This window comes from Vibrio sp. T3Y01, from assembly GCF_013114525.1.
Taxonomy (GTDB): domain Bacteria; phylum Pseudomonadota; class Gammaproteobacteria; order Enterobacterales; family Vibrionaceae; genus Vibrio; species Vibrio chagasii_B.
Map to the genome: position 1 here is coordinate 155,177 of NZ_VTXJ01000006.1, position 23,856 is coordinate 179,032.

The following is a 23,856-nucleotide window of genomic DNA, read 5'->3' on the forward strand; positions in this document are numbered from 1 at the left end:
GAATGAGCGGAAAGCCTTCATACAATATTTCGGTACCTGCGCTACGTCTAAGCATACTCTTTAGTGTGGTATTAGCTGCGCTTGCCTTTTATTTGTATTTCTCTTGGTCAAAGGTTGACTCGGTATCACAAGTGCAAAATGCCCCACTTCTTATCAAAGCCCAAGAGCTGAATCAAACCATAGAGTCAGACATTCAAACCTTACAGCGCTGTATAAAAGCCAATAACTGCAGCGCTAATGACTTAGATCTAACTACATTAAAGGGCGAGATTGACGAGTTTCGTTCATTAGCCTCCTTAAACAAAACCGAGTTCAGCTTGGTTGGCGCAACCGAATACACACAACTTGAATTGGCGATTAATCGTTTTTCAGATAGCTCAAAAACCCGTAATGACGTACTCGATTTATATCTTTCGCTCACCAACAACTACCTACAGATGGACGATAACTATCGCACCATGTTTAACAACCATGCAAGTGACCTAATGGCTGAGAAAAATGAGTTTTTCGTATGGCTATTTATGGTGGTGGCAGTGTTGGCTGTGATTAGCGTATTGTCCAATTTAGTCGCGATATTTAAGCTTAAGAAGTCCAGCTCAAATGAACGAGTCATCGACTATGAATTTGATGCGCTATACCAAGAGCTTAAACAACTGGATTTGCAAAGACTTGAAGAGCTTCTCAACGAAGTGAGCATCAACCCCAAACAGCGACAAATATACTCTCACCTCAAGTTGATCTTCAGCAAATTAGAAGATCAAAAGCGCAATAACGACCTTTATAAACAACTGTATGCGCTCATTGGCTATGAAATTCGCGGTATTACCAACACCATCAACGGTGGTGTTCAGTACCTAGTTCAAGAGACCGATGAAAGTGGCGTATTAATGGCGAAGGACATTACCTCCGCTTCCAATACCCTTTCTGAGCTAGCTGAAAACTACAACCGTCTGATATCTCAAGGAACGGAAAGCAAATCGAAAGAGTTCTCGCTGCTCAGCGTCTTATCAGAATTGATGATTCATATCAGTGCTAAAGTTCAACGAAATGAAGGCGAACTCGACTGCTTCATTTCCGACAACTTACCCAATCGCGTTGAAGGTCAATCCACCAGCTTGTTCTGGATTCTGTTTCTACAGCTTTCAAACGCAATTCAACTTAAATCAAACAAGAAGTTATTTGTGACCATTGAATCAGGCGCAGCGTCCGATATGGAAAACACGCGAGTCACGATTAACCTCAACTTTCTCTCAACCCTAGATGTGTCGGTGGCAAAGTTAAACAAGCTCCATTGGAGTGCTCATAAAGACCACACGACCAACACCGATGACTTGGCTAAGAGCGTGCTAAAAGATTATGGCTATTACGAAAGCCATTGGTTCCAATCAGGAGCCCAAGAGCGCTTTCAGATTGAGCTAGACCTCAAGGCGAAAAACTTCCATACCGAGAAAACTCGCTTCGATGGCAAGCGTTTACTGCTATGTGCTAACACTCAAGTTCGTATTGATGTGATGAAAAAGATGCTCGTAAATTTAGGACTAGATATCACCGAAGTTCGTACTGCAAACGAACTGTTCTCAGCAGCTAAAACCTTTGGTGACTATGACGCAATTATGTTGACTGACACCTTTGAACCTAACAAGCTACCGTCATTGAGCAAAACGGTGAAATCTCAACTCAAGAACCACCCGAACACCAAGCTACTACTGTCTGTCACGAATACTCAACATGCGCAAGAGTGTCACAGTTTTGTCGACAAGATCATCAACTCTCCTGCTATTCCGTATGAATTCATTCCGAACCTACTTGCCATCATGGAAGCAGAAGCCTCGGAAGAACAGATGGAAAACAGCTCATTCCTAATCGTGGAAGATGATCGAGTTCAGCAAATTCTTCTCAAACGAATTCTAACAAAACAAGAATACGAACCGGATACGGTTGGCGATGGTGCCGATGCGGTTAAGCACTTCATGAATAAGCGTTCTGACATCATCTTCATGGACTGCATTATGCCAGGCATGGGTGGCATTGAAGCAACCAAACGCATTCGTCAATTTGAACAAGAAAACGAGAAAAACCCTTGTACCATCATTGGTGCAACCGCATTGACCAGCAGTAATGAACATCAAGCGTGTATAGAAGCAGGGATGGATTACGTGATCAGCAAACCTTACAAGAGCGATGAAATCATCAAGGTGATCAACAAGTATGTGGCGGTACAAAAGCTTAACTAGCAGCATTATCGCTGCACTTGCAATCAGCACGACTCCTTCGGCAATGGCAACTACCCTGCTTGAGACGGTAGAGCTCGGCCTGCAAAACAGTCTATCCCTAAGAGCCAGTGACAAAGGCGTAGAAGAGAACGAATACAATATTGGTATTAGTCGTTCTAAGTTTCTCCCTTCGTTAAACGGTGCCGCCGATACCACATGGAATGAAAACGAGACCTTGTTATCGGGAGTTCCTGATGAAACCTCTAGCTATAACTCTAACAGCTATAGCCTTTCCCTTTCTCAATCGATATTTAACCTTGGTGACATTTTCAAATACGGCACCGCAAAGCTCGATTTCAATATCGAAGAAATTAAGCACGCAAACAAAATTCAAAGCACCATTTCAGAAATCGGATCTCAGTATTTTGAATACCTAAAAAACAATGCGCAAATCAAAGCGACCCTAGTTGAACTTAAATCATCTGAGACGCGAGAGCATCAAATGCGACGTAACGTAGAGCTAGGCAACACCGCGGCCAGTGAGCTATATGAGGTTATTGCGCAAAAAGAAGGAGTCGCTAACCGATTAAGAACGCTCCAAAAAGACCGACGCGTCATTCTTAACGGGTTATCGATTCAGATTCAGTACCCTATTACTCCGTCACAAGACATCTACGAAAGTGTTCCACTAAAAGAGATAAGTGAGACAGAGCAACGCTCAATTATGGACCAAGCGCTAAAACTCAATAACGATCTACTGGTCGCTAAGAAAAACGTCGAACGAAGCCGTCGTAGCTTAAAAGAGAGTGGGTCCAACTTTTTACCAACCGTTTCTCTTTCAGCCAGTTACCGCCATGACGATGCCAATAACTACGACAAAACAGACATCACTGCCACTGGTGAAAGTAACTCAACCAGTGTTGGACTGAATCTAGCCGTACCTATCCTATCGGGTGGCTCGGACTACTATGGTTATCAAAAATCATCGACGGCCATCGAGCGCACAGAGTTGCTTTATCAAGACTCGCTCTACACCACTCGTAATAGCGTGAACACATCAGTTCTTAACATTAACGACTTTTCTCAGTCGATCAGCAGTTATGAAAACATCATTCGTGCCAACTATGCCTCTTACAAAGGGATTCAACGCGCATATCAACTAGGCACGCGTACTATCACCGATTTACTCGCCGCAGAAAGCAAACTGTTTAGTGCGTTGCGAGACTACGAAAGTGCACGTTACGACTACATCATTGAGACGATCAAGCTTGAACAAATTAAAGGCGTACTGTCGATTCAGTCTATTGAGAGCATTATGCAATTAATGAGCGACATCGAAGGACGTGATAACCAAGATTTAGTGCCGAAACACCTTCTCTCAACCGAGTCGCTAAAGAAAGGAGGTCGCAATGCAAACTGAGCAGTTTTCTCAGAAAATCAATATGGCTGATAAGTGCTATCTCACTTTCTCTACCATTATCTCAACACTATTTGGTTTGGTACTGCCCTTCTCGATTCTGATCATTTTTGACCGAGTATTGCCGAACCAGGCACAAGACACCCTTTTCTTGCTGTTCGCGATCATTTTGATTTCGATATTCCTCGACTACCACCTAAAAAATCAGGAGGAGAAAATCTCCTCCGTGATCATGAGGCAGTTTGAGACAAACCTAACCAACAAGGTATTCCAATCTATCTGTTTGGCAGAGATATCTAAATTCCGCCGCCTAGAACCGGGGGAATATCTAGAACGCATCGCCACCATCCCCGAACTAAAAACCTTCTTTGGCGGGGAGTCGGTTAGAGCGCTTATCAACCTCGCAGTCAGTGTACTGACCATACTTATCATCGGATTAATCAACATATGGGCAGGTATCACCCTTCTCATTGCGTCACTGATCTTGGCTATATTCGCTTGGATCCTTTCTAAACAGAAGATTGGCAGCTTGCAAAACAAGTCAGACATCGAGGGCTTAACCACATCTAAAATCATTGAGATCATATCAAGCCCACTGGATATCAAAGCGCGAAATATGGAGTACCGCGTAGAAAGCTTGATGACACAAATGGTAGAGGAACGTGAAGTCGAGAACATCAAATACGAACAGATTGAATCTAACTTCAGTTTGATATTAGCGCTCATTCAACAACTCTCTATCGCTTGTGTGGTAGTTGTTTTGGCTACAGCGGTAATCAACATGGAATCAAGCCAAGGCATCATGGCTGCAATTATTATGCTAACCAACCGTTACTTCGCCCCTTACCAACAGGTGATGCGTACTGCGAGCCGTTGGGAGCTTAATAAACTCCATATTCAACGTATCGCAGAACTGCTTGAACTCGCAGCCTCTGTTGAACAGCAGCATGAGACGACAGAAGTTGAGCGGATATCGGTTAAATATTCAGACAAACAGCGTATCGAATTTGAGCGCGGCCAAGCGTATTTGCTGACAGGGAAAAGTGGCTCGGGTAAAACCCATTTGGCTAATTGTATCACTCGACAAAACAGTGACAGCAAATTAGAGATAATGATCAACGACACTCCGTTAGATGAGCTGAACTACAACGTTTGGCGCAACAGCGTATTGATGGTTGATAAGACCAGCTCCTTCGTAGAAGGCACCATTATTGATAACCTGACCTGTTTTCGCCCAAGCTTGAATAACACCGCCTTTGCCTTGTGCGAGACCATGAATATCAAGGCACAAATCGACGGGCTGCCTGCCGGTTTTTATACCGAACTCAAGGGCCATATGAGGAACCCTTTCTCACGCCAAGTGGGATACGCCCTGTTGTTGGTTCGTGCGTTACTGGCTAGCAAGCGTATCTTAATATTTGATGACATTGATTGTGTCTACGACGATGAGTTCGCCCGCTTGGTGCTCACCAGTACCGCTTACCGAGCCAACGATAAGATCCTCATTATTGCCAGTAACAAAATGGACAAACTGAATCACCGCCTCAAACGCGTCAAACTTACGGGAGGTGACCAATGAGTATCTTAGTTGATTTCAATAATGTACCGCAGCGAGTGCTCGACTTTGAAGCCAGCGGGTATGACGAACGTTATAGCCAATCACCACTGATTCGCGGCTTGGCCTACACCTTAATTGCCCTCGAGTGGGAAGGCACACCAGCGATACTCAGCGATGCATTCATTCCAAAGCCAAAAGACAGCGACAGTTTTACTGCGACTATCGAACGCCTTGGTTACCGCTGTGATGTCACCAAATTAAAAACACTCGAAAACATCGATAAGCACCCTCACCCATGCTTTATTGAGATAGAAAACCTCAGTGCTATCTTTCTTGGCACCAAAGATGGCAAGTTGATGCTGTTTGATTACACCAACAACAACACCATCGAATATCCAATGTGTAAAAAACCTTGCTTGTTGATTGCAATCAGCGAGTATTCACGCTTGTTCCGCGAACCACCACCAGAGTCACAAGACCGAAGTAACTGGATCAAATACGCGTTCTATCGTTACAACAATGAACTCAAAAGTTTAATCATCTTAAGCTTCGTGATCAGTATATTAGGTGCACTCCAACCCTTCTTCATCATGAGTGTGTATAACTTCGCATTGACGTCCAGCTCTGAAGCCACCCTCTATTGGTTGACCCTATTTGCGGTGATTGTTGGATTCTCTGAATACTTCTTTAAGAAGATGCGGGTCAATATCATTGCCACTTCCGGTAAAGATCTCGCGGTTCATATATCGCAAGCCGTGATATCGAAGCTGCTATGGTTGCCCTACGCGATGACCTCAACCGCCGGTGTGTCATCTCAACTTGCCCGCTTAAAAGACATCGATACGTTTAGACGCTTGGTTACCGCAGAATCGACACTTAGCTACTTTGATATGCCGTTTGTGATTGTGTTTATCATAGCCATTGCTCTGATGTCCGGTACCGCGGCACTCGTGGTAATGGGCGGATTGATCTTGATGTTGGTGTTCTGTGTATACTCGCGTTATATCTATTCTCAAGCGACGTCCAAAAGCTCTCGGGCTAACGCCATGGTTTCCTACCAATGGAATGAGATACTTCGTGGCATCAAAACCATTCAAGGGTTGCCGCTCCTGCGCGTGGTGCAATCTCGTTTTAGTGCTTCTCACTTCCAAAGTACCAATGATGCCGAAAATGTTGCGGTGACGAATAGTAAAATTCAGGCCGCTGGCGGTAGTTTGATTCAGGTGATTGGTACTGCAAGTATCGTGACTGCCGTTATTGGCGTAATGGAAGGTACCTCAGATGCCGGAGCCATGCTCGCAACCGTGATTCTGGTATGGAAAGCCTTAGGCCCAATCATGGGTATCTACAATTCGATCTCCAAGTTTCAGTCAATTAAGGCTTCATCGGCACAGATTAACAATTTGATGTCGATGAATGACGACAAGCTAACACTTGAAAAAAGCCCACCGATTCGCCTGTTCCAAGGCAGTATTGTAGGCAGTGGCGTGAGTCACCGTTATGCCGGCGCGGCAACAGGGCTAACCAACCTTGGCTTCAAAATCCCACCAGCAGCAAAAGTGGTGGTTTGTGGCCCTACCGGATGTGGAAAAACGACGTTGATTTCTATCATTGCTGGCTTAGAAGACCGTTATCAAGGTGCTGTCTCTGTCGATGGTTACAACATTAAACAATTCAACAGCTATCGCTACCGTACCTCAATTAACTACATCCCTTTTAACCTACATATTTTTGAAGGCTCTTTAGAGACCAACTTCATTCTACACAATGGGTTAATTCCGACTGAAAAGATGAAAGAGATGGTCAGCTTCTTCGAGCTAGATGAATGGTTACCAGAAGGGTTAGCAACACAGCTCAGTGTAGACAAATGCAAAAGCCTACCTAATGGAATTCAGCAAAAGCTTCGCCTCGCCCTTGGCCTAGGCAACTGTGAACAATCTCTGATAATCATCGATGAGCCATTCAACGGCGCTGAGCAAGAAAACGCCCAATATTTTAACCGATTATTTACTGATAAACTTTTGAATAAGAGCGTAATTTTCTCAACCAATGACCCGGGATTAATCGCGACATCGAACATGAGTCTAGTGTTAGAACCTGACGGGAACCTTAAATATTTTGGCTTAACAGACAAATACTTAAATAGCTTAAGCTAAAACTACAACGTACATTCACAATTCATTCGTCAGATAAATGGATAACATTGACACGCGGGTGATCGAGAGGGATGATTCGCTCAAAAAGCACAAATAACAAGGAACCAGATGTACACATTCGTTGCTGACAAGCTTGATGTCACTTACTTATCCGCAATTCCTGAAAACCATCAACTTCAGGAATGCGATGTCCCTGAAGAAGAGCTAGAACTCCGCGAAATCATTGAGATATGGTATGAATGTTCTTTCCTGCCCGCTTTTAATCTTCAAAAGGTCGATATTGCCCACAAGGCGGAGCTTACTATTATACAAGCCCATGTATTGAATAACGATACTCAGACCTTAGCTTTCCTTCTCAAAAACAGAGTCTATCGTGCTGCACTCAAGCGCATCTTAGGTGTTTGGAAGTTAGAACACTCTACAAAAGAGATACTAGAACAACTTCTATCCGCAGCAAATCAGAGTAAAACTCGTACTCACTAATCTTGCTTTTGACACATTCATCAGCAAGCACAAGGAGAGCAATAGAACTAACATCAATAAATTGCCGCCAATTATTGGTTTAATCAAAATAAGTTTCGGAATCATAAGAACTTATACTCCTCCCACAGTTCCAAAAAATTAACCGACTCAAAGTTTCCATATCGCTAATTTTATTCTACTGTTTTTATATAAAAACAGTTGGATGGATCCTTATATGGCGATTACGGTCTGGAATAACCTTTCAGTCAAACATAAACTCTTTGGCTTAGTTCTACTTCCCATTTCACTTTTGCTCTTCCTCGCTGGCAGACAAGCCTATATCTTGACGACACAGTTAACTGATTTTGAGCGCACCAATCAGTTATCTGTCTACCTTCAAGATATTTCTGTCTTATACAGAAGCACCTTAGCGTCGAGTCCTGAAGAGTTTACCGCTCAAAGTGAACAAGTTAAGTCAGAACTCAAAACCTTATCTCCTATTATCTTCCTCGGGGCTTCTGATGACATGAATCAGTTAGTCGCGGATTTTAGCGAAGCGACCTTATCGACTATGGAAGCAACGGACACTTACGATAAATTGGATGGCCTTGAATGGCAGAGCGATTTATACAAACAGTTGTTACTTGAAATCGAGAAAGTCCCATTTGAAAACACCAAGCGTGAAATCCAACAACATCTCACAGCGCTACAACAACTAGAGTGGTTAATGTTTTGGTCGAACGAAGAGTTCAAATTAGGTACCTCACTGATTGAAATATTCCAAAGCAGCCAAGAGTACGATCCAGAGCTAGCAGAACAGATAAAGACCTTAAGTGAAAGGCAGCAACTGTTCTTGGAGCGCTTTGTGTCATTGAATGCCAACGAACATCAAGTGTCACTGATGGTTGAAGTATTTAGAAATGATGTGTTTGCTCAAAGCCAAGAGATCCGTAACGCACTGCTTGATCTAAACGCCATCAGTCAGCTTACACCTCAAGAGATATCTGTCGGATTAGAAGCTATGAACGCCCGACTGAACCTGTTACAAAACTTAGGGAACGTCATCAAGCAGGAGTTCCAAGTTGAAGTTGAGCAAGCAATCTCAGCGGCTCAAGTACAAAGAACACTATTCATCTCTTTAGTCGCCCTACTCGCAACGATTGTTATGGGGTCAACCTTGAGTTTGGCAAGACAGGTAACCAATAATCTTGGTTTGGTTCTCAAGTTCTTAAAGAGTGAAAATGATGAGACTCGCCCTTCATTGGAAAAGCTCATTCAAGGTAAAGATGAACTTAGTTTATTCGCTCAACAAGTCGAACGTTTAACTATCGAAAGAGAACACGCCAAAGAAAAACTCACGCAAGCAAAAGAAGACGCAGAGCGAGCGAAAGAGGACGCGGAAGAAGCCAAAGATCACGCAATACAAGCGAGTAAGGCAAAAAGCAGCTTCTTGGCCAACATGTCACACGAGATCCGTACCCCGTTGAACGGCGTTATTGGGATTTCAGAAATCCTCGCAGATACACCGCTCACACCAACTCAACGTGATTATGTCGATACCATAGAAACCTCTTCACAACTCTTGCTCAGCTTAATCAATGACATTTTAGACTTCTCGAAAATCGAATCGGGTATGTTACTTATCAGCCCACATTCTGCGTCTATACGCGAATCAATTTATGATATTGCGTCGATTGTTGCGCCAAAAGCCAAAGAACAAAAAATATCAGTCAACGTTGATATCAGCCCGGATACTCCAGCTCGAGTGATGATCGATGATCACCGTCTAAGACAAGTCCTGATGAACTTCATGTCGAATGCTGTCAAGTTCACAGCTGAAGGTGGCGTTACCCTCTCAATCAACACGCTCCAACAAGCCGATGACAAGGTTACGGTTCGCTTTGCAGTGCGAGATACGGGGATTGGTATCGATAAGCAACAGCAAAAACAGATATTCGAACCCTTTGCACAAGAAGATGATTCAACGACCAGACAATTTGGTGGCACCGGTTTAGGTCTTGCTATCAGTACCCAACTTGTAGAGCTTATGGGCGGACAAATTCAACTGGATTCGGTTAAAGGAGAAGGCAGTTGTTTCTATTTCGATCTTGAGTTGCCCGTTGATTCAGCATTGCCGAAACCAAGCACGGCTTCTTCCGACATCTATATTCTTGGGCATGCCAACTTGCTTTCAGAGCGTATCGATAATGAACTCAAACTGTATGGACTTGATGTCGCACAAACCACCGATAGTACGAGCGTGATTATTGACCGCATAGCTAACCAGGCACACACAAAACCGATTACCGTCATCTTTGCCGAAGACGATACGCTCCAAGCCAGTGACTACGCTGATAGCTTAGACACACTTCATAAAAATGGCGCTACCATTTGTTTGATTCGATCCTTTCTCAGCGACCCTGCGGATATCGGTCAATGTATCACGGCTCAAGTATCACAACCCCTACTGGGTCTGCGACTAATCAAAGCGGTCGAGCTGTGTGATACGCAGGGTTTGGCTGAACTGTCCAATTCGAAACAATCGGAACTTCAGGTTCAGCAAAAGATTTTGATAGTCGAAGATAACAGGATTAATCAGAAAATCGCAGGGCTGCACGTCGGCAAAAGCGGCTTTGAATTTGAATTCGCCAATAACGGGCAAGAAGCCGTGGATATGTTTACTGCCAACCCTCATTACGCCGCCATTCTCATGGACTGTATGATGCCCGTAATGGATGGCTTTGAGGCAACGGGTCACATTCGTCGTATTGAGAAAGAGACAAAATCGACCCGCCGCATTCCTATCATTGCGTTGACTGCCAGTGTCATCGATGACGACATTCAAAAGTGTTTCGATGTGGGTATGGACGATTACGTGCCCAAGCCGTTCAAATTCGAGATGTTAAAAGAGAAAGTGCTAACGGCAGTAGAAGCAATGCCACTGCCGGCAACACACGATACACTGCCAAAGTTCAATTCGACAGTCCCCCCTATCCACAGTGCCGCATCAGTGACGCAGGCACCTAAATTCGCCAGCGCAACCCAAACCATATTGCCTGAAGAACCAAAGGAAGAATTGATACCAAGTAAGTCTGAAAAGATCCTCTTGGTAGAAGACAACCGCGTAAACCAGAAAGTAGCCTCGGTTATGCTTAAAAAAGCAGGTTATGCCTTTGAAATCGCGGACAACGGACAGATTGCCGTTGATATGTACCAGAGCGACAGCAGTTTCGACGTCATTTTGATGGACTGCATGATGCCTGTGATGGATGGCTTCACCGCAACCAAGGAGATTAGAGAACACGAGAAGAACTTAGGCTTAACAAAAACTCCAATCATCGCGTTAACTGCCAGTGTTATCGATGATGATATTCAAAAGTGCTTTGATTCCGGAATGGATGGTTACGTTGCGAAGCCCGTGAGAAAAGAAAAGCTATTCCATCAAATTGAAAGTGCGACTTGTTAGGAGATACCAATGGATTGGATGAAAACAATAAAAACACTCCAATGCAGAGCTGTGCTAACCGCAGTAATAGGACTGTTAGGAAGTGTGCTTCTTACTAGCCCAGCTCATGCAGCGGAAGATTACGCCATATTCTCTTTAGATTCAGGGTTTGAAGAGATATCAATTAACAAAGCAAGAAAGTTATATCGAGGTAAAACCAAACGTCTTAACGGCAAACGTGTAGAACTATCGGACTGGCCTGAAAACAGTGCTGAAAGAGAGGAATTTTATCAGCTATTACTTGGAAAGAACGCCGCTCAAATGAATGCTCATTGGGCCGGTTTATCTTTTTCAGGAAAAGCTCGTTATCCAAGAGAAATCAAAACGGCGTCAACAGACAGCTTAGTGGACTGGCTTGATGACAAACCAAACCGTATTGGTTACTCCCCACTCTCTTCGGTACCTCAAAATGCCAACGTTCTCTACGTTATAAGTTCGGAGAAATAACATGAAAAGAATAATTACGTCAGTACTATGTGCTTCAATTGCTTCTCCGGCTTTCGCCATTATCGAACTCACCGATAACTTATCCTTGAGTGGCTTTGGCTCGACCTCTTGGGCAACATCTGACAACGATAACCCATTGATTATTAATCGCGGATTTACCGATGAAAGTTGTTACGACTGCGATACCACTTTCGGTGTACAACTCGACTATTTCTACAACTCATTTAAAGCGTCGGTACAAGTTGTTAAAGCACCTCAGTTTGATTGGAGCGACCCACAATTAGAATGGGCTTATCTCGGCTATGAGTTTAATGACTTCGATGTCAGCGTTGGTCGATTAAGACTTCCGCTGTTTCTTGCCTCTGAGTACTACTATGTCGGTCAAGCCTACATGACAGCAAGGCCGCCTACAGAGGTGTATAACGCCGTACTGGGTATTACCGCTTTCAACGGTATCAAAGTGAGTTGGACCCATGATGTAAGCGATGAAGCGACGCTATTTCTTACTCCATTCTTAGGTATCAAAGACAACAATGAAGTCGACTTCAATTCGAGTACAGAACTGGAATTTGAAACCAATCGAATGTTCGGTGCCAACCTTCAGCTTAGTGGTGAGAACTATCGTTGGAACTTATCCTTCCTCGATTCAAACTTTGATCAGACGGTTAAGATTAAAAACGTTGGTTCTCTTCCAAAACAAGACAACCAACACATTCAACTTTGGTCTTTGGGTGCTGAGTACGAATTTGGTCAAGCCATACTGGCCAGTGAAGGTCAAATCAGTGACTTCTCCTCCTCGATGTACGCAAGTTTAGGTTACCGACTTAATTCATTCACGCCGTACGTGGTTTACGGAGCTGAGTTCGACTCTAATGAACATCTAACAGGCAACAGCTATTTAATTGGTGTTGATTACGACGTGTTACCTAACGTCTCTATCAATGGTGAGGTGCAATACTTTGAAGCTCGTAAGACAAACGGCGCCTTTGTTGAAGACTTCTACCCGCTGGGTACTTTTGATGATAAAGATGCAGTGCTCTATACCATTATGCTGAGTTTCGTGTTCTAACCTCTACCGAGAAAACACGTAACCAGTAAAACGAAAAGCCCAAGACAACACCTTTATCTTGGGCTTTTTACCATCATTTAAAACTGTATTAGTACTTAAACAGCACTTTCACATCACCCGTTACTGCCGATTCATCAACGTAACCAATGGCGTTAGTTTTTGACGCTACCGTTGTGATGGCCTCGCTATAGTCTGCAACTTGAATAGGCGCTTCAGCTTTACCTGTAAACACTAGCCTTGACCAAGCAGATTGTAGCTGAGATTCACTGCGCCCCGTTGCGACCTCATGGAAGGCAAGTCGCCCCTCTGAACCATCAACTAACTCTATAATTTGCGCCTTAGTTCCGTTAGCCAGCTTGCTCTTTTTACCCATAAAGAGCTTTTTGACATCCGACTTCGACAATGACTCCACACCTGCATTGTTACCAATAACAACCATGCCTGCCGATACATTAAATGAAAGGATGGCTAATGTTATCGCTGATAATAAAGTTTTCATGTTGCCTCCTTAAAATACGAAATCTAGACGAGCTGAATAGACAATTGAGCTATCTTCAAGGTAATTCCCTGTCGCCATAAATGGGTTGGCTGCAGACGTCTCAACATTGGTTTGGAAGCCACCGCTTGTATCGCGGTAATCCACGTAAGTCACGTCAGCCTTTAACGACATATTCTTAGCAAAGTCCCAGCGGTTACCGATAGAGTAAGAGATACGCTCGTAATTCATCGACTCTTTAACTGCCGTAATCGTCATGTTTTCACGTTCATCGTTATCCGTGGTTTCAACCCAGCTAACTGAAAGGTAAGGTGTAAACTCATTGATTCGATAACCGACCAAGCCTGAAACGGATTGATAGTCGTAGAATTGACCTTCAATTTGAACGTCAGCGGCTTCTACGTTAACCAGTAGGTCGCCATTATCATATTGCGCCCCCAAAGAGATAAACTGACCATCTTGGCTATCAAGTAAAGGAGCTAAATGGCGGCAGTACGGGTCCGTTGATGTATTGAAATCACAAGATGGGTTTGTTTCAGCAACCAAGTAAGAACCACGGAAAGTAAAATCATCAACGTTCCAGTTCGCGCTCAAACCATACAATTGATCTAACTTAACCTCACCTACGATTGAATCTTCCTCATCGATAGTACCAATACCAACCAGTGGCTGCAGCAACAGGCTTGAATCTTCAAGCTCTATCGGAATCAGCAAATCTGCGCCGGTATAACCTTTCAAAACAATGTTTTCATAAAGCTCTTGAGACGGCCTGATCATTGGGTACGCATAGCCTAAATCGGTATAGTCTGAATAGAAGAATAGAGGAAGACGAAGCTTACCTGCACGAGCAGTAAACGAATCGAAATCATAAGACGCGTAAGCCATCTCAAATTTTGGATCATAGTCATAGCGGCTATTAGCAACCACCTGTGTTACGAATTTAGCACGCTCGTTGACTTGAAAGTCAAACTGCACCCCCGCTAGCGTCTCTTGTTCCCAGTCAAGTTTTTCGTCAGTGTAACCCGCATAACCTATGGCGTTATCTGACTTACCAATACCTACAGAACCGAATCCGCTAATACGAATATTGTCCATACTTGTAGCATTAGCGCCAAACGCCATGCCTACGAGTGCAGCAACCACTGTCTTTCTCATAACTAACTCCATTGTTATGTTATTTTCTTGTTTTTATATGAATCACCCGAATTTCGGGTGTAGACCTCCCTCCTTTATGTTTCACGAACAAGGATAGAGAGGACAATTAGGGGCTTTTAACTCACTTTAAAGTGGCCAGTTAATGTTGATATGTTTCGAGTGACCTCTTGAATATCATGGGCGACAGCATCAACTTGTTTTACACTGTTGCTAGTGCCTTCTGCCATTTTGCGAATTTCTTCTACAAAGGTTTCTATTCGGGTTGAGGTCTGTTCTTGCTGCTCCGTCGCAGCGGCAATACTTTCGTTTCGTTGGCTGATTTCGGTGACATCTGATGTAATTCTTTGTAGTGAACCTTCAGCCACTAAGAACTTCTCTACACAGTCTTCTGCTTTAATAACGCTTTCAGAGATAATGGTCGAAGCGGTTTGTGCTTGTTCTTGAAGTTGTAAAAGTACCGACTGAATTTCTTGGGTTGAAGTTTGTGTCCGTGACGCTAACGTTCGAACCTCATCAGCAACAACAGCAAAACCTCGACCTTGTTCTCCAGCACGGGCCGCTTCAATGGCCGCGTTAAGCGCTAACAGGTTGGTTTGTTCTGCAATCGCACTGATCGACTCTAAAATTGAACCTGCACTCTGTGTGTTGTCGTTCAACTGTTTGACAACGTGCGATGCATTGCTGACATCGTTCGTTAGCTCTTTTACCGCTACGATTGTGCTCTCAACTTGCTGCTCCCCTAAGCTTGCTTGTTCGCTAGCACTAGAAGCTGAAGATGACGCATCATTTGCATTGGTTGCAATGTCTCGAGCAGCAAGAAATAGCTGATTTAATGAGCTAGAAACTTCTTCAATTGAAAGGTGTTGCTTAGTAGAAAGCTCGTTTGTAACTTGGCTCGACTTAACAAGAGAGCCAGAGATCGAATCCAGTTGAGTCACGTTGTCTATGGTATGGGTTACGTTCTGCTGCAGATGAGACACGAAGCTATTAAATGACTCTACTAATGGTTTAAGTTCATCATTTTTCTCGTGTTGAAGGCGTACTGTTAGGTCTCCGTCTCCCTCAGCAATATCGTGCATCTTATCGCTAATGTTTGCCAGATCCGCTCGAATTCCTCTTACGACTAACCACCCGAAGATACACATAGCAAGCATTGCCACAGCACCAGAAACACTCATGATTTGATTAGCCTGTTTATTATTGGCTTCTAATTTTTCAACGGCATTCTCGAACTCAGTTTGTCGGTCTGCACTGAACTCACGTATGCCGAGGGTTAAGGCATCCAAAATCGCGGTACTTTCTTTTGCCAAACGACCGGCCTCGCTGAGACTGATCTCCTCATCGATCATTCCTTGGGCAATTTGGTAGGCAAGTTCAAAATATTGATTGGTTTTATTTTGCAGAAGTGTCGATTCACTCTGCAGAGAAGGATCCAATGCGATTTGAATATTGAAGTTACTTTGAATCGCAGCAAGAGTTTGCTTGTTCATCTCCAAAATCTCTTCATCACCGAGCGTTACAGCTAAGTTAAAGCGCTCCGCCAATTGGGAGATCAGCACACTGTTTAACGACGCCGCGTTCATCACGGGATAAGTAACTTGGTCAATTCGATTAACCTGCTTGGTATTGCTAGTGAGTGTATTCCCACCGACAAATAGAATACTAATAAACCCTACTAACGAAACCAAACATAACGCCAAAATTCGATTCTTAATCGATAGTGTAAACATAAGCTTCCTTGCTAAACAGTATGACAAACCGCACTAGTATTTTTTGGCACAATAACAGATCTGACCAGTTATTCAATCGGTCAATACAAAAATAGTGATAAATATGTAAATATTGTTTATAAAATGTATCATCTAAAAAATTACCATATAAATCATAAGTTTTAATTTTTAACTTCATCAAATACAGCTTAATTCCAAGCTCGTCATCCTGTTTAAAACTTAATGTTTATTCGACTTCATACTCAACCAGCATATTTAAACGCACGTATTCCATAGGCTTAATGTCGAGTTGAAATATATAAAAACACGATGATTCAAACGCGTTACCAATAATTAAATTTCCTACATGCCCTACACTTTAATAACTGTGTCAACATCGTCAGGTTTGTGTAAGAAGGCGACAGGCTCACGAACTTACTCTTTTTAATTCAGTCAACCTTAGAGCGACTAAATTAAACCTCTAATTGGAGAGCGCATGCGTATAGCAACTTTATCTTTAAGCTTGGTTTCAGCGGTGGGTTTTGCTGCTGAGCCCAGCCCTTTTCCAGTAGTGCCTGATGCTGAAGGTGACAAATTCATGGTTAGTGCGACAAACCCCTATGTCAGCAGCACTGGCTATTCGATACTGAAACAAGGTGGTAATGCCATCGATGCCATGGTGGCAATGCAAATGACCATGTCGGTGGTCGAGCCCGACATGACCGGGATCGGCGGCGGAACGTTTGCTTTGTTTTATCAGCATGATAAAGAGCAGTTTCTCGCTCTTGATGGACGAGATGAGGCTCCTGCAAGCGCGACACCCGACATGTTCATGGAAAACGGCAAGCCACTGAGTCGAAATGAGATTTTGGGCCCACGTTCGGTCGCAGTACCGGGCACGCTTAGCTTGCTCTATAGCGCACATCAAGAATACGGGAAACTACCTTGGTCTGAGTTAGTTCAACCGGCCATCGACCTGGCGAGCAAAGGTTATGCGATGAACAGCTACACGTACGACATTGTGGTCCGTGAGCAAACCCGTTTAATTGAAGATCCAGAAATCAAAGCGCTCTATTGGGATAACGACGAAATCAAACCGACGGGCACCTTGATGACCAACCCAAAGCTTGCCGACACGTTGACCAATATTGCTCAACAAGGTGACAAATACCTTTATGGTGGAGAGTTTGGTAAGAACATTGTAGAAACGGTCAACAGTCGCATCGATTCAGGCCACGCAAAATTATCCATTGGAGACTTTGAGCAGTACCAAATCAAAAAGCGTGACGTCATTGAGAGCGACTATCGTGGTAACAAGATCGTATCCTTTGGCTACCCTGCCTCTGGTGGCGTGATGGTAGCGCAAAGCCTAGAAATGCTAGAAGCGTATGATTTGGCAGACATGTCCAAAACCGACGCAGAACCATGGCGCTTGATGACAGAGGCAATGAGAATCGCTAAAGCCGATCGTATTGCTTACGCCGGCGACCCTGATTATGTGGAAACGCCCGTAAGAGCCCTGCTTGATAAATCTTATATTGATAAGCGACGCCAACTGATCCCAGAAAATGGCATCGCTCAATCAAATCCAAAAGCTGGGGAGGTTTCAGATACCGACTACGCACAACATCAAGGCTTTGAGAGTAAGGATACCGGACACATCTCCATCATCGACAAAGAGGGCAACGCGATAGCAATGACAAGCACCGTCGGTACAGGAATGGGCTCTGGCGTGATGGTAGACGGTGTGATTTTGAATGCGCAAATGGCGAACTTTTCAACCAAACCAGCCATCAATGGAAAACCAAGCCAAAATGCAATTGAAGCAGGCAAGCGTCCTCGCTCAGCAATCACGCCATTAATGGTGATGGATAAACAAGATGACCTGCGTTTAGTTGTTGGCTCTCCGGGTAGCTCACAAATTCCTGGGTACGTGTTAAAAACCGTGGTTGGTGTTGTGGATTGGGATCTATCAGCGCAAGAAGCGATTGACCTGCCAAACATTCAATACGGTACTAAGATAGATCGCACCAAGCCCTATGACCCAACAGGCCTTTTGGTCGAGAAAAAAACCTACGCCGAAATGTTGGTTCCAGAATTCATGCAACTTGGTTACCCAGTGCATGTCATCCCTGTCGTCAGTGGCTTAAACGCCATTGAAATCAAAGACGGAAAACTTTACGGCGCAACAGACAGACGTCGCGCATCCAGTTCTATGGGTGAATAGATGTTTTATGAGTGAATAGATGCTTTACGGGTGAGTCGCTCGGCTCACCCACTATAACACCTCTGATTTGTCTCTTCTTCCAACCACACATTTTAGAATCACTTCTAAATGCAAAAAAGCCAGTCGAACGTTTCGACTGGCTTTTCAATAACTCACTCTAGTTTATCGATTAACGCAATTACTATGAACTTGGCGCTACTCGCTTCTCTTTCAACTGCTCGATCACATAGTCAGGTGCGACTTTACTAAGCTCAGTCAAACATTCATCCGTTTTTTCATTACCGTAACGAACGTAAATATCACATACAGCGTAGAGTTGCTCTGGAGCGCCAGAAATCAAATACGCCTTTTCAAATGATTTTGTCGACTTGTCGATATCGAGATCTTCTTGCAATACGCCGTTGAGATACCAGTAATAGCTGTTGTCTTTCGCTAGTTCAGCAGCCACTTCAATCTCTTTTGCTGCGGCGCCCTTCTCTTCTAATCGAACTAAGGTCAGCGATTTTGAGTAATGCAAAGCCGCATTGTCCGGCACATTCGCTAAACCACGATCTAACACTTCAGCCGCTTGTTGGTCTTTCTTCTGAGCTCGGAAGTTGTCTGCGTAACTCAACCATACTTGAGGATCATTTTGATGCGTTTTAATCAGCTCTAAATAAACCGTTTCCGCCTTTTCCCACTCATTGTGCCAACGTAGGACATCTGCAAACAGTAACTGAAACTTCTCTGATTCTTGTGTTTCCAAGAAAGTGATCAGCTCTTTTACCGCCGGTTCAATTTCCGCTTTTTGCGCTTCATCTAGGGTGTTGAAATCACGAACTAAATTCGATGTCGCTGTGTGGCGAACCATGGTATCACTGTCTTTAAGCAAAGGGGAAACCAATGCCCAACGATGTTCCAGTTGATATGGTTCAGAGCCAATAACCGCAGCTTCGCGTACTTCAGGGTCTTGGTCTTTCAAGCCTCTTGCAACGGCCACCAGCGCGTTTTGGCTTGGGTATGAAGCCAATTCTTGCAAAGCTCCTGTGCGGTTTTCAACAGACTGATTCTTATCTTGTGCCATGTAAGACAACTGCTGAATGCGTGTTTGAGTGTCAGTCATTTCAAGTACTTGATTAATGTTCTGTGCAGGTGCGTCAACAGTAGCTTGGACGCTGTTAGCTGCCATTGCAGATGTTGATAGCAATGCGGACGTTGAAATAACTAAAGCAACCGCTGTCGCTAAACTCTTCTTGATCATAGTGGTACCTTAAACTTGAGAATTTAGCCTGTCCCTAGACTCATATCTGATTGATTATCGTTAAGATTGATAGACCTTGAATTAAAACTTGGTCTCGAACGTAGCTTGTTTGGCCATCTCAGCACGACGCGCCATCATTACTGAATCGCTGTACTTACCATGAGCTACGGGATGTCTCATAGCGCGAGCGATGTAAGCCATTGATTTATCAACATGAGAGAAGAACTTGTGCCAACCCGCACATAAGTAATTCAAGCCCGGCTCACCTGAACGAGTTTTAATAAAGCGGTTTTTAGGGCACTCACCATGACAAGCAAACTTATAATCACATTGCTGACATTGGCTGGTTAATGTGCGTGATTTAGCAAAGCCAAACTTCTGTTGTGAAGCGCTGTACGCCAGATCATCCAACTTCTCGTGATGGATATTCCCGATTTTGTATTCCGGATAAACATAGTGGTCACATGAGAAAACGTCACCATTAGGCTCCATAGCAAGGCCTTTTCCGCAAATCTCATTCAAGGTACAAAGTGGATTAGGACGACCAATCCACGTTTCTAAACTTGCTTCGAAATACTGCACGAACACTTTACCGATATCGTTTTTCGCCCACTCATCAAACACGGTAATCAGGAAGTTACCCCACGCCAAATCTGATACACACCATGATTCCATAATTGAATCTTTATGACCCGGGATCAGGCGTTTGTCACCCTGCTTCAATTGCTCACTCACTTGAGAGGTTTGTGGTGCAACCGTTCTAAAGGTTTTTTGCTCAACGATAGGGATAAATTGCATTTGTGGCGACTTCACCACATCACGTAAGAATCGGTACACTTCTAGTGCATTTTGACTGGTCAGGTTGTTCACGCAGGTTAACGTCGCGAATTTCACTTGGTGTTTATGCAGCAGTTCAACCGCAGCCATTACTTGCTTGAACGTACCACGACCGGCTCGGTTAGTACGGTAGGCGTTATGCAGCATCTCTGGGCCATCAATACTTAAGCCTACCAGGAAGTTATTCTTTGCTAAGAATTGCCCCCAATCGTCATTCAGTAATGTGCCATTGGTTTGTAGGTCATTGGAAATCAATACACCTTCAGGTTGGTACTTCTTCTGTAGTTCTACCACACGTTCAAAATAAGCCAAACCAAGCATGGTGGGTTCACCACCCTGCCATGAGAAGATAATTTCTGGCGTATTCTGGCCTTCGATGTATTGTCGGATATACGTCTCTAACGTTTCATCATCCATTCTTGGAGAACTGCCTTTCTTGTACTCCAACAAATCTTGCTTACTTAGGTAGTAACAATATTTACAGTCAATGTTACACGCTGCGCCAATCGGCTTCGCCATAACATGTAAGCGCTTAGACGCTTTACCATTATATTGAGGACCTTGAGTAATATGCATGATTTACCTACCTATCTTATTATCTTGTTCCCATCATAATTCCGAATGAAGTCAGTGGCATGTTATACCCTTTATAACCAATAGGAATGACCAAAAACGTTAGAATTACACCCTATTTCGAACATTTGAGGCACGTGATGAAATTTATCAATTACAAACATTTAGCAGCAGTCAGCGGCGTCACCATGACTATTCTTCTCAGCGGCTGTTCAAGCGTGCCAACACACCCTATTGCCCAACAAATTGACCAAGATATGGTTCTCGTTGAAGGCGGCACATTCACCATGGGTTCAAACAGCCCAGAAGCAAGTAAAGCCGAGCGCCCAGCACGTAGTGTTACTGTAGATAGTTTCTACATCGCCAAGTTTGAGGTGACTCAAGAATTATTCGAATCTGTCATGGGCTCATCTCTCAGTTATTTCCAAAACCCACAAGTTCCCGTTAACAACCTAAGCTGGCAGCAAGCGAACTATTTCGTAGAGCAATTGAATGAGTTAACTGGCGAAGATTACCGTCTACCAACCGAAGCAGAATGGGAATTTGCTGCCAAAGGTGGCAACAAAAGCAAAGGCTATACTTACAGTGGTTCCAATAACTTAGATGATGTTGCGTGGTACTCAGCAAATTCGAAAAATAGCGCACACCCAGTCGGGCTAAAGAAGCCAAATGAACTAGGCTTATATGACATGACTGGTAATGTTGGCGAATTCGTGATCGATGCCTTCGATGACACCTTCTACCGATTTGGTCCAACAGACAATCCAAACAACGCTAAACACAGCGACGTAGGCTTATCGCACAAGTCTGTTCGCGGTGGCAGTTTTGCTTATGACGAAAATGAATCGGAAAGTTACCGTCGTGATTTCGCAAGCCAGTCCATCACCATGTCGGACATGGGTTTGCGGTTGGTTAAAGATGCAAATTAGATACGTGAATAACCCTATCTTAACGTTAAGAATCTGACCACACGCTAGAACACTGCGCCAAAACTGAATAAGGACACCCTATGCAATACACCAAGCTTTCAGGTCTTACACTTGCTCTACTCTGTGCTTTGCCCGCAACAGCCGCAGAGAAACCTGATTTGGTTCTTCAAATCACGGTTGATGGTCTGCGTGCCGACCTTATAGAGCGCTATAAGCATAACTTTGGTGAGGGTGGCTTTCGCTACTTGATGGATGATGGCACCTATTACACCAATGCCAATTATCAACACGGTAATACAGAAACCATTGTCGGCCATGTATCACTAGCAACAGGCGCTCCACCTAGTGTACATGGCATGGTTGGTAACGTTTGGTACGACCGCAGTGAAGAGCGTTTAGTGTATAACGTAGAGGACGGCAACTACACCATGTTAACCTCTGGTGCGGGTGTCGATAAAGCTACAGAGATAGATCCAACACAAAAGACAGCACAAGGCGATGGCCGTTCTCCAGAGCCAATCCTTGCGACCACCTTTGGTGATGAACTCACTATTTCCAACAGCGGAAAATCAAAGGTTTTTGGTGTGTCAGTGAAAGACCGTGGTGCTATCTCTCTTGCAGGACACAGTGGAAAAGCGTTTTGGTTCTCGAAAGCACAATCTGAGTTTGTCACCAGTAATTATTACTATGATGAATATCCAGATTGGGTATCTCGTTGGAATGAGAAGAAAGTTGCAGCGCAATACTCCAAACAGAAATGGGAACTCTCGTTGCCGCGCGACCAATATACCCTTCAAGAGCACGATACTGATTACAAGGTTAAGCTAGGTGATTTCCAAAGGACTTTCCCTCATCCTTATGGCCCAGCGAGTTATAAATATTACAGCACCACGTTAACCGTGAGCCCCGCTGGTGATGAGATTACAGAGAACTTTGCCAGCACACTATTGATGCAAGAAAAACTTGGGCAAGGCGATGCCACCGACTTCCTATCGGTTAGCTTCTCATCGAACGATTATGTGGTCCATCTATACGGCCCAGAAAGCTTAGAAACGGAAGACAACTTAATTCGACTTGATAAAACTATCGCGAAACTTTTAAAAACCGTCGATGACCAAGTGGGGTTAGAAAACACACTCATTGTTTTGTCCGCCGACCATGGCGTACCTGAAGCGTCGCCTGCGGCAAATGCGCTTGGCTTTAATCAAGCACAATACTTCAACAAAGATACCTTACTATCGAGTGGTGTTGAGAAACGTTTGAAAGACCAATTTGGTTTAACTAAAGATGCGATCCGCTTGTATGCACAGCCGTACATTTACCTGAATCATGACCTTATCGCTGAGAAGAAGCTTGACCTAGCAAAGGTTCAGGAAGCGATTGCAGATGAAATTTCGAAAGTGAAAGGCGTAGCATTTGCTGTATCAAGTAGTGATATCGCGAAGAACAGAGTACCTGATACACACGTCATGCAGCTGATTAAAAACAACTATCACCCAGCGCGCTCTGGTGACGTTTATATCGTATTTGCACCGCGCAGCTACATCAACGACATGGAAGGCCTTCAAATCGCGTCGACACATGGTTCACCATGGAAATACGACACTCATGTACCGGTTATCTTTGCAGGTTATGACGTAGAAGCTAAAAAGGTATCACGAGCAGTTACGCCTTATGATATTGCACCGACTCTGTCTAACAAGCTAGGCATTACACAGCCAAGTGGTTCGATTGGTGAAGTATTGAAAGAAATCGTCGATTAAAAGCATTAGCACTAACACCGATTAAACCGGTGTGTTGCGAGCGATAAAAAGCCGCTTACCTAATACAGGCAAGCGGCTTTTTCTTTTCTTTGCTATGGTA

General features: G+C 44.0%; 16 protein-coding genes. 11 read left to right on the forward strand and 5 right to left on the reverse strand.

Translation table 11 applies throughout. From position 1 onward, the window contains the following. Window positions 1–2: 2 nt before the first annotated feature. From F0232_RS08660 to F0232_RS08695, 8 genes are all read left to right on the forward strand, one after another. A complete protein-coding gene (locus tag F0232_RS08660) occupies window positions 3–2,234 on the forward strand; it encodes a response regulator (RefSeq protein WP_061031026.1) in 2,232 nt (743 codons plus the stop codon). Then, window positions 2,209–3,633: a TolC family protein gene (locus F0232_RS08665; protein ID WP_105058130.1), complete on the forward strand. Its 1,425-nt coding sequence runs from the start codon at window positions 2,209–2,211 to the stop codon at window positions 3,631–3,633. Before F0232_RS08660 ends, F0232_RS08665 begins: the two co-directional genes overlap by 26 nt. After that, window positions 3,623–5,209 (forward strand): ABC transporter transmembrane domain-containing protein, encoded by a 1,587-nt coding sequence (locus F0232_RS08670; protein WP_105058129.1) that lies wholly within the window; start codon window positions 3,623–3,625, stop codon window positions 5,207–5,209. Before F0232_RS08665 ends, F0232_RS08670 begins: the two co-directional genes overlap by 11 nt. Beyond that, window positions 5,206–7,344: an ATP-binding cassette domain-containing protein gene (locus F0232_RS08675; protein ID WP_105058128.1), complete on the forward strand. Its 2,139-nt coding sequence runs from the start codon at window positions 5,206–5,208 to the stop codon at window positions 7,342–7,344. The genes F0232_RS08670 and F0232_RS08675 overlap by 4 nt, the downstream gene beginning before the upstream one ends. Before the next feature lie 108 nt (window positions 7,345–7,452). Next, window positions 7,453–7,827 carry a hypothetical protein gene (locus F0232_RS08680; protein ID WP_105058127.1) on the forward strand — a complete coding sequence of 125 codons (375 nt, stop codon included), beginning with the start codon at window positions 7,453–7,455 and terminating at the stop codon, window positions 7,825–7,827. A gap of 214 nt (window positions 7,828–8,041) precedes the next feature. Then, complete coding sequence (locus tag F0232_RS08685) at window positions 8,042–11,272, forward strand: response regulator (protein WP_105058126.1); 3,231 nt, start codon at window positions 8,042–8,044, stop codon at window positions 11,270–11,272. Between the two features lie 9 nt (window positions 11,273–11,281). Continuing rightward, the gene (locus F0232_RS08690; protein ID WP_105058125.1) at window positions 11,282–11,758 is read left to right on the forward strand and encodes a hypothetical protein; all 477 of its coding nucleotides are present in this window, start codon (window positions 11,282–11,284) and stop codon (window positions 11,756–11,758) included. Between the two features lies 1 nt (window position 11,759). Beyond that, the gene (locus F0232_RS08695) at window positions 11,760–12,827 is read left to right on the forward strand and encodes a sulfate ABC transporter permease (RefSeq protein ID WP_105058124.1); all 1,068 of its coding nucleotides are present in this window, start codon (window positions 11,760–11,762) and stop codon (window positions 12,825–12,827) included. Between the two features lie 88 nt (window positions 12,828–12,915). Here F0232_RS08695 and F0232_RS08700 read toward each other — a convergent pair whose 3' ends face one another. From F0232_RS08700 to F0232_RS08710, 3 genes are all read right to left on the reverse strand, one after another. Next, on the reverse strand, window positions 12,916–13,326 hold the full coding sequence (locus tag F0232_RS08700; RefSeq protein WP_105058123.1) for a phosphate ABC transporter substrate-binding protein: 411 nt from the start codon (window positions 13,324–13,326) through the stop codon (window positions 12,916–12,918). A 9-nt stretch (window positions 13,327–13,335) separates the two neighbouring features. Then, window positions 13,336–14,478, reverse strand: a complete 1,143-nt coding sequence (locus F0232_RS08705; protein WP_105058122.1) for a hypothetical protein — start codon at window positions 14,476–14,478, stop codon at window positions 13,336–13,338. 116 nt (window positions 14,479–14,594) lie between these two features. After that, the gene (locus F0232_RS08710) at window positions 14,595–16,061 is read right to left on the reverse strand and encodes a methyl-accepting chemotaxis protein (protein WP_105058839.1); all 1,467 of its coding nucleotides are present in this window, start codon (window positions 16,059–16,061) and stop codon (window positions 14,595–14,597) included. Between the two features lie 622 nt (window positions 16,062–16,683). Here F0232_RS08710 and ggt point away from each other — a divergent pair. Then, the gene (gene ggt / locus F0232_RS08715; RefSeq protein ID WP_105058121.1) at window positions 16,684–18,414 is read left to right on the forward strand and encodes a gamma-glutamyltransferase; all 1,731 of its coding nucleotides are present in this window, start codon (window positions 16,684–16,686) and stop codon (window positions 18,412–18,414) included. Window positions 18,415–18,595: 181 nt separating this feature from the next. Here ggt and F0232_RS08720 read toward each other — a convergent pair whose 3' ends face one another. Beyond that, window positions 18,596–19,654 carry a HEAT repeat domain-containing protein gene (locus tag F0232_RS08720; RefSeq protein ID WP_105058120.1) on the reverse strand — a complete coding sequence of 353 codons (1,059 nt, stop codon included), beginning with the start codon at window positions 19,652–19,654 and terminating at the stop codon, window positions 18,596–18,598. A gap of 81 nt (window positions 19,655–19,735) precedes the next feature. Continuing rightward, window positions 19,736–21,067, reverse strand: coding sequence for an anaerobic sulfatase maturase (locus F0232_RS08725; RefSeq protein ID WP_105058119.1), 1,332 nt, complete (start codon window positions 21,065–21,067; stop codon window positions 19,736–19,738). 137 nt (window positions 21,068–21,204) lie between these two features. Between F0232_RS08725 and F0232_RS08730 the strand changes: the two genes are divergently transcribed. Further along, a complete protein-coding gene (locus F0232_RS08730; RefSeq protein ID WP_105058118.1) occupies window positions 21,205–21,993 on the forward strand; it encodes an SUMF1/EgtB/PvdO family nonheme iron enzyme in 789 nt (262 codons plus the stop codon). An 80-nt stretch (window positions 21,994–22,073) separates the two neighbouring features. Next, entirely contained in the window at window positions 22,074–23,756 is a 1,683-nt protein-coding gene (locus F0232_RS08735) for an alkaline phosphatase family protein (protein WP_105058117.1), read from the forward strand. Window positions 23,757–23,856 lie beyond the last annotated feature (100 nt).